We start from the raw sequence: 13,235 nt of genomic DNA on the forward strand, positions 1-13,235 counted from the left end.
CTTCCAAACCAAGAAATCTATATTCCGTATATAAGAAAGCTCACCAAAAAACAAAGTAACCACCCACATAGTCATCTCGAGTGAAGTCGGGAGATCTTTATACAGTCCAGATATCCCACAACCGCAGCTATTAAGAAAAGAAGTTTTATTAATATAAAAGCAAAGAATCATATATTATATATGTGTAAAATATGTTATTTAAGGCTATAAGTATATAAAAGAAAACTAGGAGCAATAATGGAAAAACTATACTATGTTTATATGATTACAAATTACACTAACTCAACCTTATACATCGGTGTAACAAATAATTTATACCGTCGCTTAGATGAACACAAGAAAAAGAAAACCAATGGATTTACTGCCCATTATAACGTTTATAAACTAGTATATGTAGAAAGTACTCCAGATATTTATGCTGCAATAGCAAGAGAAAAACAATTGAAGCGTTGGAGCAGGACTAAAAAAGACAAATTGGTAAACTCACAAAACCCGGAATGGAAAGATTTGATGATTGAATGGAATAAGAATTAGATAATAAATGTAAAAAAACCGACAAACACATATCTATAAGAAAGATTTCTCCACTGCGGAAGCAAAGGCTTCCTCCGGTCGAAATGACAATGTGGGGGAACATAATTCCTATAAAACACAATCCTACAAACTAAAAATTCTAGATAAAATAAATAAGAAAGCAATCCTAAAACAAAGTAAATTCACAAATTGTCATCTCGACCGTAGCGAAGCGGAGTGGAGAGATCTACATAAGAGTCAAACATCCCAAACCACAGTTATTAAGAAAATAAAATCATTAACAAAAAGTTTAAAACCACAAAAAAATCAGGTATATATCCTGATTTTCTTTTTATCTTTTTATAAAGTTTAATAGTAGTTTATAAAGTCCCTTTAGGCCGTTTATATGTGTTCTTTCGTAACCATGGCTGGCTGCTACTCCACTTCCTACTAGGGCGTGTCTAAAGTCATTTGCACTTGCTACTGCTGCTGATGCATCTGATCCGTATTGTGGGTAGATGTCTATGGCGTAGTCTATTTCGTTTTCTTTTGCTATTTCTATTAGCTCATTTGTTAGGTCATAGTTATATGGTCCGGATGAGTCTTTTGCACAGATGGATACTTTTGTTTCATCTGTTTTTAGATCATCATAAACTACTCCCATATCTACTGCTATCATATCTTTTATAGCTTGTGGATGACCGCTTGCTGCTCCATGTCCTACTTCCTCATAGATTGTGAAGGCGAAGTATAGTGGGCGATTTATTTTTATATCTTTTTCTTTGATTTCTTTTGCTAGTGCCATCAGAACTCCAGCTGAGGCTTTATCGTCTAGGTGGCGAGATTTTACAAAGCCATTGTCTACTCTGTATCTAGGATCAAGTGCTATAAAATCACCTGCTGCTATTTCTAGTTTTTCTGTTTCTTCCGCTGAGTTTGTGATTTCGTCTATAACTACTTCCATATTAATATCATCACGTTTTACTTCTCTTGGGTCATTTGATCCGTGGACTGCTGGATTATTTATTCTCATAACTCCAGTATATTCCTTACCACTTCTTGTAATTATGGTTACATTTTCTTGTTCGACATATGATAAAGGGAATCCTCCAAGGGTTGTCACTCTTAGTCTGCCGTTTGCTTTTATGGAACGCACCATAAGTCCTAGGGTATCAACGTGGGCTGACATCAAAAGTCCGTTTTCAGTTCCTGGGTTGATTGGTACTATTACATTACCTTTTACTGTTTGGTAAGGTTCATATCCCATTTTTCTAAATTCCTCTATCAAATATTTTTCGGCTCTTTTTGTATACCCTGTTGGGGATGGAGTGTTGCAAAGCTCTTTTATATATTTTAAAATTTGTTCTGTCATATTTTCTCCGTTTTATTTTTTAACCGTTAGATGCAGATGCGTTAGCACGTTCTCTATCTATCATATTATTTAGGCAGATTACTAGAGCTATTAGTTCTTCTGTATATTTTTCATCAAAGATTACTAGCTCGTAGGTATCTGTTAGGGTCAATATTTTTCTATTTACTGTTCCTATATTTTTGCCCTCTCCATTTTTAATACCAAAATCGTAATGGAAAACATCTCCTTTTAGCTCTAATGTTTCATCATTCATATAAACATGGACTTTGTGTCTAAAAAATTCGAATTTTTGTTGGACGACCATGCTATTAGCATCTTCAAATGATACATTGTACCTTGGAAAAAAGGCTATTAATTCTCGATCGATTTTAAAAATTTGCCTGCCATCTTTATCTGTTACCTTTGACCTGTAACCTATAAAGGTAAAGTCTTGGTCTAGATAATAGGCTTCTCTCCCATTTTCATCTAAGATAGGATAGTGATCTGTTATTTTGAAGAATTTTTCTTTAAAATATAATTTTTTCATAATTTATTCTTTACTTCCTTTAAGCTTTTTTCTATTATATAATATTTGTATAAATTAACAAATATGGGGGACTTATGATTTATTTAATTACTGCTATTTTTCTAATACTTGCTGGTATTACTTTTTATAAGGGCAAGGATATTGTGATTAGACCTGCTATTAATAAGATGGATATTCTATCTCTTTTATTTGTATGGATTATTTTTATTGCCTTTGGTTATTTTGTAAAATTTAATACTGGTGAAACTTTTCTTATGTGCATGGTTATGACAGTATATTTCTTAGCGGCTAGATTTAATAGAGGATTTTTGCCTGATGGTTTTATTTTTCAAGGCAATATTTCCTTTATTAATCAAAAACACAAATTTTCTGATCTAAAACAGGTCAACTTTACTAGTGAGAATAATCAAGCTGTATTTACCCTTGTAGTTAATTCAAATTCTATTGACACTTGGCGTTTTCCTATCGAAAAAAAGGATGAAATTCTTAAAACTTTTAAGGATAATAAGGTGCAAGTTATATATAAATAGATAAAAGTCTAAGAGCGTTTTTGCTATTAGACTTTTTTTTATTTTATTTTTAACGGCCGCCACCTCCGCCACCGCCAAATCCTCCAGCTCCTCCACCAAAGGATGCTGAACCACCTGCTCCTGTAAAGGACGAACTATTTCCTGCAGTGCTTGTAGTGTTAGAGTAATTACTTATATGGTGGAGCATATAGTAGTTATAAAAACCATAATATTCATAATCTGGATACACATTTACAAATCTATCATAGGCTTCTTCACTAATGCCAAATAGTGCTGCATATATCATATACTTATCTAAGATACTTACGTCATTTATTTTTCTTGTATCTATACTTTCGTAATCATCTAGGTAATTTTTGAATCCTACAAATTTTTTGTATAAGTCCATGCCTTTTGTTGTAAGGTAGATTTCTTCTTTTGTTCTTCCTCTCATTTTTGGCTTACTTATTTTTTCTACATAGCCTTTTGATAGTAGATTTTTTAGGCTAACTTTATCTATTCTTTGAGCGAGATTTTCTAAAGATTTATGATTTTTTCTCATATATTTTTCAAAGGCTGATTCTGTTATATATCCATTGCTTCTTTCATTTGCAGCGCCCAGTAGGTATGCGAATAAGTCTTCTTCGATTTCTCCCATATTTGCTGGTTTATGATTGATTTTTATTTGGTCTAAGGATTTTTTAAACAATCCATGGTCTTTTTTATCTTCTATAAAATCAATGGCACCTTCATTTATCCATTTTAAGAAAAATGCATTTATAAGATTATCAAAATTAGTTTTATTTGGATAAGCATTTGTAGCTATTAGATATAAATCCTCTAAGTTACCGTCATATGGGATTTGATCATAAGTATGCTGTTTTATATTTTTTACGTCTGGTATTTCTTTTATATTGGCAAGTTTATAAGTATTTGCTGCATCTACAGCTTTTTTTATACCAAATGCTCCAAGACCCACACCAAATATAGTGACAATGGCTACTAACAAAGCAGGAAAATCCGAATCATCATCTGTAAGCTGGGCTGTACCTTCGCTATCTTCAAAACTTGCTCCTTCAAAGGCTAGATCTTTGTAGTCATCAAAAGATTTATCTTCTGTGTAGCTAGTTTTAAAAGTACCTTTTGGAAATTTAAGTAATACTCTTCCTTTGTTAATGTCTCCGGTAGATTTTGCAACAATAGATCCATTTTTGTTATTAATATCTCCCTCATAACCAAAAGCCCACATTTTTGTAGCTTCATCTATAGGCTTATAGGAATTTATTTTTATGGTAAAATTATCTGGCTCTGGATCTAGATATGCTCCTACAAATTCGAAAAATAGCATATCACTATCATTTAGTCCGATTATTATTGGATTAATTTTATATTTTAGTTCATAGGTGTTATTTTCATTACGTTCGGATATGCCCCAGCAAAGATCTACATCATCATCACTATAGTCTATGCGACCATATTTGTAAGCTTTTTGGTCAAAATTTTCATCTATATCCCATTGATCTTTTGGACTAAAATTTTTGCCGTCCATGGATACGGAAAAATCTTCGACTTTAAGTCCCTTTAGATTCTGGATATTTTTGTATCTTTCGGTAAAATCATTATCTCTTTCATCAATTTGCCACTCTTCTCTAATATTTCCTATACCATTTTTATCGATATCTACATCGATATTTATATGGTCAAAGCCATCTGCAAAAGCAGTTTTTGGTAGAAATATTAATAAACTTAGAAAAAATATTTTGCCTAATTTATGTAAGTTTTTCATTAAACCTCCTTACAAAGTCACGTCTTTTTACCATCTTTATACCCGTTTAATATTATTAAAAAAATTATTATTTATATGTTGACAGCTTTATATTTAGAATGTAAAATTGCATTAGATTAAGCCCTCAAAAAACTTATTTTGACGGGCTTTTAATGATTAAGAAAGGCAATTATATGCAAACAAATATTGTGAAAAAAACTTTTGACAGTATTACAGAAAGTCCAGCCCGTGTGTTTACCATTGGATTTTTAATTATAATTACTTTGGGAGGTCTACTTTTGACGACTCCTTTCGTAACCCAAAGTGGTAAAAGCACTGGCGTAGTGAATGCATTTTTTGTAGCATCAAGTGCTACTTGTGTAACTGGGCTTACTCCTGTAAATACCGGACTTTATTGGAATACTTTAGGTCATGTAATAATTATTATTTTGATACAAATAGGTGGGCTTGGTGTTATGTCTATAGCATCACTCATACCTTTGATTTTAAGAAGAAAAATCGGTCTAAAGTCTAGGCAAATTTTAAGGGAACAATTTAATATCGAAAGCATGGCTGGCATGATCAATCTTTTTAAATATGTATTGATTTTTACAGTTACAGTTGAAGCAATTGGAGCATTTTTCCTAAGCCTTAGATTTGTACCAATGTATGGTCTGGGCAAGGGAATTTGGTATGGAGTTTTCCATTCTATTTCTGCTTTTTGTAATGCTGGGTTTGATATTTTGGGAGATTCTATTTATCCTTTGCGAGATGATTATTTGGTAAATATTACTATTATGCTACTTATAATCATAGGCGGATTGGGCTTTATGGTTACCAGTGAGATTTTTTATAAAAGAGATTTTAAAAAGATTTCTACAAATTCCAAACTAGTTTTACTTATTACTGGTATTTTGATCCTAGTAGGAGCGTTTGGTTTTTATTTACTAGAAACCGCTGGCGGTGGAGTTTTAAATACTGAAAGCTTTGGAGCTAGTATGTTAGAATCATTTTTTCAATCGGTTGTAGCAAGGACGGCAGGGTTTTATTCTGTGGACCTTTCTAAAATAAAGGTTTCAACGTCTATTTTGCTTATTGGATTAATGTTTATTGGTGGTTGTCCAGGATCGACTGCTGGTGGTGTAAAAACAACTACATTTGGAGTTTTGCTAATATCAACTATTTCTGTAATAAAAAATGAGAAAGAACCAGTGATTTTTGGTAGAAGTATATCTGACGAAAGTATAAAAAAAGCCTTATCTATATTTATGATATCTCTAACAATAGTACTTTTGGTTAGTTTTACAATCTCTATTACAGATGATTTTAACTTTATAGATATACTATATGAAACGGTTTCAGCACTAGCTACTGTTGGAGCAAGCAGAGGAATTACAGCAGATCTGTCAAGAATTGCAAAAATTTTACTAGGATTTTGTATGTATTTAGGTAGAATAGGCCCTATGACTATGGCTTATGCTTTTGGTCTAAAGGCAGAAGATAAGATGATAAAATATCCAGAAACATTTATAAGTTTGGGTTAGGAGAAATTATGAAAAGAAATATTATTGTTTTAGGAATTGGTAGATTTGGTCAAGCTGTGGCTACTAAATTATTTGAAAAAGGTGCTTATGTTACGGCGGTAGATGCTGATTATAGCAAAATAGAAAAAATAGCTAACTATGTCTCTACTGCTATCCAAGCGGATATTACAGAAGAAGATGCTATGAAATCTCTTGGCATAAGCAATTATGATGTGGCAATTATTGCTACGGGTGCAGATTTAGAAGCATCTATAGAAGCGACTTTGATTTGTAAAGATAGTGGAGTTGGTGAAGTAATTGCAAAAGCAACCAGTAGTTCCCATGCTAGAATTTTGGAAAAAATTGGTGCAGACTTCACAGTTTTTCCTGAGCAAGATATGGGTGCGAGATTAGCAAGGTCTATTGCAGATCCAAACAGCATAGAACTATTGGACTTTTCAAATAATATTTCTGTTATAGAAATTCCTGTAAAAGATAAGTGGGTAAACCATAGTCTAAGTGAGCTTAATTTTAGAAATAAATTCCAAATGAATGTCGTGGGATTTTTAAGAAATGGGCAAATATTAATGGACATTAACTCCGATACTCCCATAGAAAAAGACGATATTTTAATATTGATTGGGTCAAAAGAAAACGCTAGGCATATAGAAAAATCAATATAAATGGCTAAATACAGAGAAAGAGCGCAAGTTTAAAAATTAACTAAAGAAAATGTTTGCATAAATAAAAAGTTATGTTATAATATATATAGCTATTACATAGCTAGGTTTTTCATTATTAATTCCTTAAAAGTTTTCCCTATAGAAAACTAGGACTAACTTATTCTTTTCTAAAAGGAAAAAGGGCTAGATTACTAGCCTTTTTTCTATTGCTTATTTTTTTATATCTATACTATCTGAAATGATCCTAGATATTTCCTTTAATAAGTCTAAAATTAACCAAATCATAATTATTTAAGATTATTATAAGATGAATGATTTCATAAGTTAAAGTCAAATTTTAAATGATTAAATAGGGAGGGTATAATAATTAAAAAGATGAGGAGGATTTTTTATGCCTTACTATTATGGATTTGATAGCACATATATTTTAGTAATAATTGGGATAATTATTACAATGATAGCTCAAGCAAATGTACAAAAGGCCTTTGCAAAGTATAGCAAGATTCCAACCAAAAAACATATTACAGGTAAGCAAACTGCCGATTATATCCTAGATACTAGGAATTATGATGATATAAAAATAAAGAAAATAAATAATGCTATGGGAGATTATTTTAATCCAGCTACTAAGGAAGTGGCACTATCTCCTGAATCTATAAGTGATACCTCAATTGCATCTGTAGCAGTAGCTGCTCACGAATTGGGACACGTTATCCAATACAAAGAAGGCTATAAACCCTTACAAATAAAATCTTGGTTAGTACCAGCTGTAAATTTCGGGTCAAAACTTAGCTTTCCTATATTGCTATTAGGTATGTTCTTAACCAGTCAAAATCTTATAGATGTGGGATTGGTTTTATTTTCATTGACCCTTATTTTTCAAATAGTTACTCTACCAGTAGAATTTAATGCTAGTAGACGAGCATTAGATATTTTAGAAGAATCAGGAATGCTAGTTGGAGAAGAAAATACCTACGCAGCAAATATGCTAAAGGCTGCAGCTTATACTTATGTAGCAGCAACACTAGCTACAGCTTTGCAATTTTTAAGAATATTATTATTATTTGGCAATAGAAACAGGGACTAAATAATAATTGACCTATGATTTAAATCAAATCCTAGGTCTTTTTTGCTTTATGCGCTTTACAAACTTTAGATTTTGCTCTTGTTTTTATGTTAGTAGTTGTATTAGGAGAGTATCTAAGTTTAGGAATATCTGACTCTTAGGTAGATTTCTCGGCTACGCTCGAGATGACAATGGATACATTGACAAGGTTTTTGTTTTACTTTCCTTTTTACAAAATATTAGTAAAAGTTTATAAGACCATTTTTTAAAACAAAAGAACTTTCCAATATTGTCATTTCGACCGGAAGGACTTTAGTCCTGGAGTGGAGAAATCTTTTTTAAGTCATGCCTTTACCAAACTTTAGTTTTACATTATTTAGTAATGATTATATTCTTCTAATGTCTATCGGTTTTTGGAAGTCTGAATCTTAGGTAGCTCTCTCGACTACGCTCGAGATGATAATAAATGTATTGACAAATTTTTTGTTTTACTTTCTTACTTATTTAAAAGTATTATGTGAAACTCAATATTTTGCTGATATATATGTGAACATTATAATATTAAAGATCTTACTATTTTATTGCTAGCCTATATGATTCTTGAAATGTATTAGTAAAATAGTATGATTTATTTAGAATCAAATATCAAGATTCTTATTTTTTAACAATATAGGTCAGAGATGGTCAGAAGGTCAGAATTTTTTCTTGACCTTTGCTAATATAGTTGTAAAATAAAAAGACACTTAAGAAAGTGGGTGAGTATATGGCAGGTCTTACATCAGATATAGAAAGATTTTTAAAGGCTATGCTTGAGGAATCAACTGATGGGATGCTTGAAATCGGACGCAATGATTTGGCTATGCAATTTGATTGTGCTCCCAGTCAAATAAATTATGTGCTTTCGACAAGATTTACTCCACATAATGGGTACCTTATAGAAAGCAAACGAGGTGGTAATGGTTTTATAAAGATTATCACTATAGTAGAAGAGGATAATTATTTATCATATTTAATAAAAAACCTGAATAAGCAAATGACAGAAGCAAATGCTGATAGCTTGTTTAAGGATTTATATAGTAAAAAATACTTTAATAAGAATGAATTTTTAATGGCTAAATACGCTACAAGTGACAAAGCTTTATGTGCAGTAGATAGCAAAAATCGTAATAGCGTACGCTCGGACATTATAAAAAATATTCTTTTAAGTGTTTTAGCAAGGAGTTAATTATGAAATGTGAAAGATGCGGCAAGGACGCCTCAGTAAGTGTCAAAGCTATAGTAAATGGATATGAACATGACTTTTATTTGTGCAATGATTGCTTAAAAAAATACACAGATATGAGTGAAGAAAATGGCATTCCAAATGAAGAAGGATTTCATAAAATTAATTTAAATAACAAAAAATTAGAAAGTTTAATCCAAAAATTTGTACCATCTCTTGATGATATGATTGATGGATATTATGAATATAAATATAATCAAAATAATCATCCATATTCATATATGGAAGGTCTTAACCAAAAGGCTTGCCCAAATTGTGGCAATTTAGAGTCAAATATCAGAAATGGAATATTTGGCTGTAAAGAATGTTACAAGCTCAGTGATAATCTAAGTCGTAAAGTTTTAAAAACATATAACAACTACGATAAATATACAGGTAAGTTTCCTAAAAAAGATCGTGAATTTAAACAAGTGGCTTTAGAAATAAAAAACCTCCAAGAAAAACTAGATCTATCAATAGCAACGGAGGATTATGAGCAAGCTGCTGATTTAAAAGAACAAATAGATGACTTAAATATGAAGGTGAAAAATTGATAGACTATGCAAAAGATATAATTCTAAATTCAAATCTTTCTTTAAGGAGAAATATAAATGGCTTTGATTTTCCAACAACTATGACCTATGAAGATAGCGAAAAGATTGTGGAAATTATTAGAGATATTTATCCAGACGATTTTATTTTGCTAGGTGATCTTGACGAAAATATTTTAAATAAGCTAATAAATGATATGGTTTTATCAGAAGACTGTACTAGCAAACTTGCAGAAATAGCAGTGATTTTTGCTGATGATTATATAATCACAGTAAATGATAGAGATCATATTGCTATAAACTACAGAAATTTTGAAATGGATGTCAAAAAAGCTTATAAAAGAGTCAATGAAATTGAAAAAGAACTAGATCAAAAAATAGATTTTGCATTTAGTCCAGAATTTGGGTATCTGACTAGTGATGCAAGAAATAGTGGAGCAGGGCTAGAAATTAGACTAAAAATGTTTTTATTTGCCCTAGTAGATGCTGAAGAATCTTATTATGGATTTAAGCAAGGCTTACTTAGCCATGGTATGTATGGAACAAGATATATACCAGCATACTATGATAAGTATGTAAATGATATTTACCTTGTAAAAAATTTCGGTAACTATCGCGAAAATATGGATGAATATATTTTGGAAATGAGTGCAAATATTGATTCCTTAGTAAGAAATGAAAGAAGATTTAGAAGAGATTATCAGATACTAAATAATATAACAGATGATGATATTATTGAAGAGATAGCTATAAGTTTAAATAATCTTAATTCTGGCAAATTAACTAGCTTAAATACAATAGCAAGTGAGCTTTTTAAGCTTAAAAAATATAGTAAACTTGGATTTAATACTGATTTGACCAGCAATGAACTAGATTATTTAATCTTTAATATGACAAAAAATAAGTACAAGGGCAAAAAAGACCCACAAAGATCAGAGTTTTTAAACTCTTATATGAAGGAGAGGCAATGGAAGCTAACAGATTAAATAAATTAACCCAACAAGCAAGGCGTGAAAGCTACTCTCTAAACCATGATTACATTGGATCAGAGCATTTGCTCCTTGCTTTAATGAAAACAGATTCTGTTGCAACAAAAGCACTTGAAGCAGCAGGTGCTAACTATGATTTGCTTCGCCAAGTTGTAATAAATAATATTGGCAAGGGTCAAGCTATGCGTCCTGCAACAGAATATAGTAAAAAAGTAAGACAAATTTTAGAATTAGCAAGACTAAATGCAAATAAATTTGGCAATTCCTCAGCTGGGGAAGAAGATGTACTATTTGCAATTCTTGCTGATGATGACTCCCTAACAAACATTATGTTTTTACTATCAGGAGTCGAAAAAGAAGTTGTAAAGAGAAATCTAAAGGAACTTTTACAAGACCAAAATCCAGAAGTTGCTTCTATCAAAGATCTTTCAGAAAATGTATCAAACTATGCAAGAGATTTAAATGAAGAAGCCGAATCTGGCAAAATTGATCCTGTAATCGGTCGTGATGATGAAATAGAACGTGTTATACAAATATTAATGCGTAGGACAAAAAATAATCCTATCCTAATCGGTGAACCTGGTGTAGGTAAAACTGCTATTTCAGAAGGTCTTGCCCAAAGAATAGTTGAAGGCGAAGTGCCAAAAATAATTGAAGATAAAACTATCCTAAGCCTTGATCTAGCAAGTATGATTGCAGGAACCAAATATCGCGGAGACTTTGAAGAGAGGCTAAAAAAACTTTTTGACGAACTTGCAACTCATGATGAAATAATACTATTTATAGATGAATTTCATATGGTACTTGGTGCTGGAGCAGCAGAAGGATCAATGGATGCTGCAAATATCCTAAAACCCATCCTTGCCAAAGGTGATATACAAATAATAGGTGCAACAACTATAGAAGAGTACAGAAAATATATAGAAAAAGATAGTGCCTTAACTCGCCGTATGCAACCTATCCAAGTAGAAGAACCATCTTTATCAGATAGTAGAAAAATAATTTACGGCATAAAAGATAAATATGAAGCTCACCATGGAGTAGAAATTACCGATGATGCCATAAATGCTGCAGTTGAGCTTACAGATAGATACATTAACGATAGATATTTACCAGATAAAGCCATAGATGTCATAGATGAAGCTATGAGTAAGGTGCGTATAAAAGCCTACCAAGAAGAAGAGACTAGCACTAACCCACAAGAAAAAATCCAAGAATTAGTAGTTGAAAAAGAACAGGCGGTTAAAGATCAGGACTTTGAAAAAGCTGCAGAACTTCGTGATCGCATTAACCAAGCTAGATTTGACATGGAAGCTGAAATTGAAAAGAAAAATAAAGAAAAATCAAATTTATTTATTGGATTTGATGATATAGCAAGTATTGTAGCTTCTTGGTCAAAAGTACCAGTTACAAAATTAACAGAAGATGAAAAAGAAAAATATGCAAATTTGGATCACGACCTAGAAGGAACAGTAATTGGTCAACAAGAAGCTATAAAATCAGTAGCTCATGCTATAAAACGAGCTAGAGTAGGGCTAAAAGATCCATCAAAACCAATAGGATCATTTATATTTGTCGGTCCAACAGGAGTTGGTAAAACTTATCTTGCAAAATCACTAGCAGAAAATATATTTGGATCAGAAGAACACCTTATCCGCATGGATATGAGTGAATATATGGAAAAATTTGCAGTCTCACGTTTAGTTGGTTCCCCTCCAGGATATGTAGGATACGAAGAAGGGGGGCAACTTACAGAACAAGTTAGAAATCATCCATATTCTGTAATCTTATTTGATGAAATAGAAAAAGCTCATCCGGATATATTCAATTTGTTATTACAAATTCTAGATGATGGACGTCTAACAGATGGTCAAGGACGTACAGTAGACTTTAAAAATACAATCATAATAATGACAAGTAACGTTGGTGTATCAAGCTTAAATGAAAAACAATCCATAGGTTTTGAAACAGGCAATGTGGAAGAAAAAAATGCCGAGCGCACTCGTGAAATCATAGAACGTGAAGTAAAAAATGCCTTTGCTCCAGAGTTTTTAAATAGACTTGATGAAGTGATTATGTTTAATCCACTAAGTGAAGCAAACATAGAAGAAATCACAAAATTGATGCTAGAAAAAACAAGAGAAAGACTAAATAATATTGATATTGATATCACTTATGATGCTGAAGTTGTAAAAGTTCTAGCAAAAGAAGGATTTAATGAAGAGTATGGAGCAAGACCACTCGAAAGACATATTACAAAAATGATAGATGATAGACTTGCCGAAGATATTTTAGATAATAAACTAAATAGAGATGCAATTATTCACCTATCAGTAAAAGATGATGAACTAAAATTTGAAAATGTAAAAGGGAAAAGGAAGGAAACCTTAGTTACAGATACAGCAGAATAATCATGAGGAAATAGCTACTTAAAAATCACTCTTTTGGAGTGATTTTTTTCGTTAAAAAGGGTAAGT

Annotated in this window: 12 protein-coding genes; 9 read left to right on the forward strand and 3 right to left on the reverse strand. The window is 31.7% G+C overall.

The window, feature by feature from the left end:
• The first annotated feature begins 237 nt into the window (after positions 1–237).
• A complete protein-coding gene (locus DY249_RS08680; protein WP_172540089.1) occupies positions 238–534 on the forward strand; it encodes a GIY-YIG nuclease family protein in 297 nt (98 codons plus the stop codon).
• Between the two features lie 331 nt (positions 535–865).
• Here DY249_RS08680 and DY249_RS08690 read toward each other — a convergent pair whose 3' ends face one another.
• Together DY249_RS08690 and DY249_RS08695 are read right to left on the reverse strand one after the other, a co-directional pair.
• The gene (locus DY249_RS08690; protein WP_115595891.1) at positions 866–1,885 is read right to left on the reverse strand and encodes a M42 family metallopeptidase; all 1,020 of its coding nucleotides are present in this window, start codon (positions 1,883–1,885) and stop codon (positions 866–868) included.
• A 19-nt stretch (positions 1,886–1,904) separates the two neighbouring features.
• Complete coding sequence (locus DY249_RS08695; RefSeq protein ID WP_115595892.1) at positions 1,905–2,411, reverse strand: LURP-one-related/scramblase family protein; 507 nt, start codon at positions 2,409–2,411, stop codon at positions 1,905–1,907.
• Positions 2,412–2,485: 74 nt separating this feature from the next.
• On the opposite strand from DY249_RS08695, the gene DY249_RS08700 reads away from it, so the two are divergent.
• Complete coding sequence (locus DY249_RS08700) at positions 2,486–2,941, forward strand: hypothetical protein (protein WP_115595893.1); 456 nt, start codon at positions 2,486–2,488, stop codon at positions 2,939–2,941.
• 49 nt (positions 2,942–2,990) lie between these two features.
• Here DY249_RS08700 and DY249_RS08705 read toward each other — a convergent pair whose 3' ends face one another.
• Positions 2,991–4,706, reverse strand: a complete 1,716-nt coding sequence (locus DY249_RS08705) for a DUF2207 family protein (RefSeq protein ID WP_115595894.1) — start codon at positions 4,704–4,706, stop codon at positions 2,991–2,993.
• A gap of 173 nt (positions 4,707–4,879) precedes the next feature.
• Between DY249_RS08705 and DY249_RS08710 the strand changes: the two genes are divergently transcribed.
• The 7 genes from DY249_RS08710 to DY249_RS08740 all read left to right on the forward strand — a co-directional run bounded on the left by DY249_RS08710 (position 4,880) and on the right by DY249_RS08740 (position 13,169).
• Positions 4,880–6,229 (forward strand): TrkH family potassium uptake protein, encoded by a 1,350-nt coding sequence (locus DY249_RS08710; protein ID WP_115595991.1) that lies wholly within the window; start codon positions 4,880–4,882, stop codon positions 6,227–6,229.
• Positions 6,230–6,237: 8 nt separating this feature from the next.
• Positions 6,238–6,891: a potassium channel family protein gene (locus DY249_RS08715; protein WP_115595895.1), complete on the forward strand. Its 654-nt coding sequence runs from the start codon at positions 6,238–6,240 to the stop codon at positions 6,889–6,891.
• A gap of 391 nt (positions 6,892–7,282) precedes the next feature.
• Positions 7,283–7,978, forward strand: coding sequence for a zinc metallopeptidase (locus tag DY249_RS08720; RefSeq protein ID WP_101540685.1), 696 nt, complete (start codon positions 7,283–7,285; stop codon positions 7,976–7,978).
• Positions 7,979–8,720: 742 nt separating this feature from the next.
• Positions 8,721–9,182 (forward strand): CtsR family transcriptional regulator, encoded by a 462-nt coding sequence (locus tag DY249_RS08725; RefSeq protein WP_101540686.1) that lies wholly within the window; start codon positions 8,721–8,723, stop codon positions 9,180–9,182.
• Positions 9,183–9,184: 2 nt separating this feature from the next.
• Positions 9,185–9,772 carry a UvrB/UvrC motif-containing protein gene (locus DY249_RS08730; RefSeq protein ID WP_115595896.1) on the forward strand — a complete coding sequence of 196 codons (588 nt, stop codon included), beginning with the start codon at positions 9,185–9,187 and terminating at the stop codon, positions 9,770–9,772.
• Complete coding sequence (locus tag DY249_RS08735; protein WP_101540688.1) at positions 9,769–10,755, forward strand: ATP--guanido phosphotransferase; 987 nt, start codon at positions 9,769–9,771, stop codon at positions 10,753–10,755. Before DY249_RS08730 ends, DY249_RS08735 begins: the two co-directional genes overlap by 4 nt.
• Positions 10,737–13,169: an ATP-dependent Clp protease ATP-binding subunit gene (locus tag DY249_RS08740; RefSeq protein WP_115595897.1), complete on the forward strand. Its 2,433-nt coding sequence runs from the start codon at positions 10,737–10,739 to the stop codon at positions 13,167–13,169. The genes DY249_RS08735 and DY249_RS08740 overlap by 19 nt, the downstream gene beginning before the upstream one ends.
• Positions 13,170–13,235: the final 66 nt, after the last annotated feature.

Source organism: Anaerococcus octavius (assembly GCF_900445265.1).
Taxonomy (GTDB): Bacteria; Bacillota; Clostridia; order Tissierellales; family Peptoniphilaceae; genus Anaerococcus; species Anaerococcus octavius.

Bases quoted from the DNA above. Each gene is read 5' to 3' on its own strand.
- DY249_RS08680 (WP_172540089.1), top strand. From the start codon at position 238: ATGGAAAAACTATACTATGTTTATATGATTACAAATTACACTAACTCA.
- DY249_RS08690 (WP_115595891.1), bottom strand. From the start codon at position 1,885: ATGACAGAACAAATTTTAAAATATATAAAAGAGCTTTGCAACACTCCA.
- DY249_RS08695 (WP_115595892.1), bottom strand. From the start codon at position 2,411: ATGAAAAAATTATATTTTAAAGAAAAATTCTTCAAAATAACAGATCAC.
- DY249_RS08700 (WP_115595893.1), top strand. From the start codon at position 2,486: ATGATTTATTTAATTACTGCTATTTTTCTAATACTTGCTGGTATTACT.
- DY249_RS08705 (WP_115595894.1), bottom strand. From the start codon at position 4,706: ATGAAAAACTTACATAAATTAGGCAAAATATTTTTTCTAAGTTTATTA.
- DY249_RS08710 (WP_115595991.1), top strand. From the start codon at position 4,880: ATGCAAACAAATATTGTGAAAAAAACTTTTGACAGTATTACAGAAAGT.
- DY249_RS08715 (WP_115595895.1), top strand. From the start codon at position 6,238: ATGAAAAGAAATATTATTGTTTTAGGAATTGGTAGATTTGGTCAAGCT.
- DY249_RS08720 (WP_101540685.1), top strand. From the start codon at position 7,283: ATGCCTTACTATTATGGATTTGATAGCACATATATTTTAGTAATAATT.
- DY249_RS08725 (WP_101540686.1), top strand. From the start codon at position 8,721: ATGGCAGGTCTTACATCAGATATAGAAAGATTTTTAAAGGCTATGCTT.
- DY249_RS08730 (WP_115595896.1), top strand. From the start codon at position 9,185: ATGAAATGTGAAAGATGCGGCAAGGACGCCTCAGTAAGTGTCAAAGCT.
- DY249_RS08740 (WP_115595897.1), top strand. From the start codon at position 10,737: ATGGAAGCTAACAGATTAAATAAATTAACCCAACAAGCAAGGCGTGAA.